Genomic DNA, 2,957 nt, shown 5'->3' on the forward strand with positions numbered 1-2,957 from the left:
TTAGGTCAAGCCCTCGACCGATTAGTAACAGTCAGCTCCATGCCTTACGGCACTTCCACCTCTGCCCTATCTACCTCGTCGTCTTCAAGGGGTCTTACTTCTTTCGAATGGGATATCTCATCTTGAGGGGGGCTTCACGCTTAGATGCCTTCAGCGTTTATCCCTTCCCGACTTGGCTACCCGGCCGTGAACCTGGCGGTTCAACCGGTACACCAGAGGTCAGTCCATCCCGGTCCTCTCGTACTAAGGACAGCTCCTCTCAAATATCCTACGCCCACGCCGGATAGGGACCGAACTGTCTCACGACGTTCTGAACCCAGCTCGCGTACCGCTTTAATGGGCGAACAGCCCAACCCTTGGGACCTACTACAGCCCCAGGATGCGATGAGCCGACATCGAGGTGCCAAACCACTCCGTCGATGTGAACTCTTGGGAGTGATAAGCCTGTTATCCCCAGGGTAGCTTTTATCCGTTGAGCGATGGCATTCCCACTTAATACCACCGGATCACTAAGTCCTACTTTCGTACCTGCTCCACCCGTCGGTGTCGCAGTCAAGCTCCCTTCTGCCTTTGCACTCTTCGAATGGTTTCCGACCATTCTGAGGGAACCTTTGAGCGCCTCCGATACCCTTTCGGAGGCGACCGCCCCAGTCAAACTCCCCGTCTGGCATTGTCCCCCGGCCTGATAAAGGCCGCTGGTTAGAAGCCCAGCAGCACAAGGGTGGTATCCCAACAATGGCTCCCCTGAAACTGGCGTTCCAGGTTCACAGCCTCCCACCTATCCTGTACATGCACTGCCGGACCCCAGTACCAAACTGGAGTAAAGCTCCATGGGGTCTTTCCGTCCTGGCGCGGGTAACCAGCATCTTCACTGGTACTTCAATTTCACCGGATGCATTGTCGAGACAGCGCTCAAATCATTACGCCTTTCGTGCGGGTCGGAACTTACCCGACAAGGAATTTCGCTACCTTAGGACCGTTATAGTTACGGCCGCCGTTTACTGGGGCTTAAATTCAAAGCTTCGCTTGCGCTAACCTCTCCTCTTAACCTTCCAGCACCGGGCAGGCGTCAGCCCATATACCTCACCTTACGGTTTTGCATAGACCTGTGTTTTTGCTAAACAGTTGCTTGAGCCTATTCTCTGCGGCCAACTCTCGTTGGCACCCCTTCTCCCGAAGTTACGGGGTCATTTTGCCGAGTTCCTTAACAATGCTTCTTCCGCCGGCCTTAGGATTCTCTCCTCATCCACCTGTGTCGGTTTACGGTACGGGTATCTTAAAAACAATAGCGGCTTTTCTTGATTCATGGCTCACACACTTCCCTACTTTAGTTCGGTCCGCATCACGCCTTTGGATTGCCACACGGTTTTTCCTATGTGACTCCTCCTTCGCTTGCACGCGGCTTTCCGTTCCGCGCCTGTGCTCTCCACAAATGTCCCCACAGTTCTGTTTTAAGATAGTGCAGGAATCTCAACCTGCTGTCCATCGGATACGCATTTCTGCCTCTCCTTAGGCCCCGACTTACCCAGGGCAGATCAGCTTTACCCTGGAAACCTTGGATATTCGGCCGAGAGGATTCCCACCTCTCTCTCGCTACTCATTCCGGCATTCTCTCTTCCTGGCACTCCACAGCTCCTTCCGGTACTGCTTCGTCGCGCCAGCAATGCTCCTCTACCATACCATACGGTATCCTGTGCTTCGGTGTCGTGTTTCAGCCCCGGACATTTTCGGCGCAGGACCTCTCGACTAGTGAGCTATTACGCACTCTTTGAATGTGTGGCTGCTTCTGAGCCAACATCCTAGTTGTCTTCGAAATCCCACATCCTTTTCCACTTAACACGTACTTTGGGACCTTAGCAGCAGGTCTGGGCTCTTTCCCTTTTGACTGCCCAACTTATCTCGTGCAGTCTGACTCCCGATGAGCATCTTTACGGCATTCGGAGTTTGATATCCCTTGGTAAGCTTTGACGCCCCCTTAGAAATTCAGTGCTCTACCTCCGTAAGACTCCATCGAGGCTAGCCCTAAAGCTATTTCGAGGAGAACCAGCTATCTCCGGGTTCGATTGGAATTTCTCCCCTACCCACACCTCATCGCCACCCTTTTCAACGGATGTGCGTTCGGCCCTCCACTACCTCTTACGGCAGCTTCAGCCTGGACATGGGTAGATCACCCGGTTTCGGGTCTACTCTTACTGACTTCACGCCCTCTTAAGACTTGGTTTCCCTTCGGCTCCGTACCTATAGTACTTAACCTTGCCAGTAAACGTAACTCGCCGGACCGTTCTACAAAAAGTACGCGGTTGTGCACATAAGGCACTTCCACAGCTTGTAAACACAGGGTTTCAGGTTCTCTTTCACTCCCCTCCCGGGGTCCTTTTCACCTTTCCTTCACAGTACTATGCGCTATCGGTCACTGAGGAGTATTTAGCCTTGGAGGGTGGTCCCTCCTGCTTCCCACAAGGTTTCCCGTGTCTCGTGGTACTCTGGATCCTGCCAGCCTCTCATCAATTTCGCCTACGGGATTTTCACCCTCTCTGATCAGATTTCCCAAAACTGTTCGGCTATTGATTCGAGTACCTTATGCAGTCCACAACCCCGCGGTGCACGCACCACGGTTTGGGCTCTTTCCATTTCGCTCGCCGCTACTTTGGAAATCGAGGTTTCTTTCTTCTCCTCGGGGTACTTAGATGTTTCAGTTCCCCCGGTTCCCTTCCATACGTTATGGATTGGCGTATGGATACTTGAGGTTTGCTCAAGTGGGTTTCCCCATTCGGATATCTCCGGATCAATGGATATTTGCTCCTCCCCGAAGCTTTTCGCAGCTTATCACGTCCTTCATCGGCTCTCAGTGCCAAGGCATCCACCCTGCGCTCTTAATGCTTGACCTGTATTCTTGGTCCGCTGCCATCATAGCGTTGATGACAGGCTTTTGTGTTCTCTGCTTTAAAAGCAATTGA

The 2,957-nt window shown here is 52.7% G+C and carries 1 rRNA gene; it reads right to left on the reverse strand.

Going from position 1 to position 2,957, the window contains the following annotated elements:
- Positions 1-2,887: ribosomal RNA gene (locus tag DWX26_RS04185) — 23S ribosomal RNA — on the reverse strand.
- Positions 2,888-2,957: the final 70 nt, after the last annotated feature.

Origin of the sequence: Blautia sp. AF19-1 (genome assembly GCF_003479155.1) — a bacterium.
GTDB lineage: Bacteria > Bacillota > Clostridia > Lachnospirales > Lachnospiraceae > Fusicatenibacter > Fusicatenibacter saccharivorans.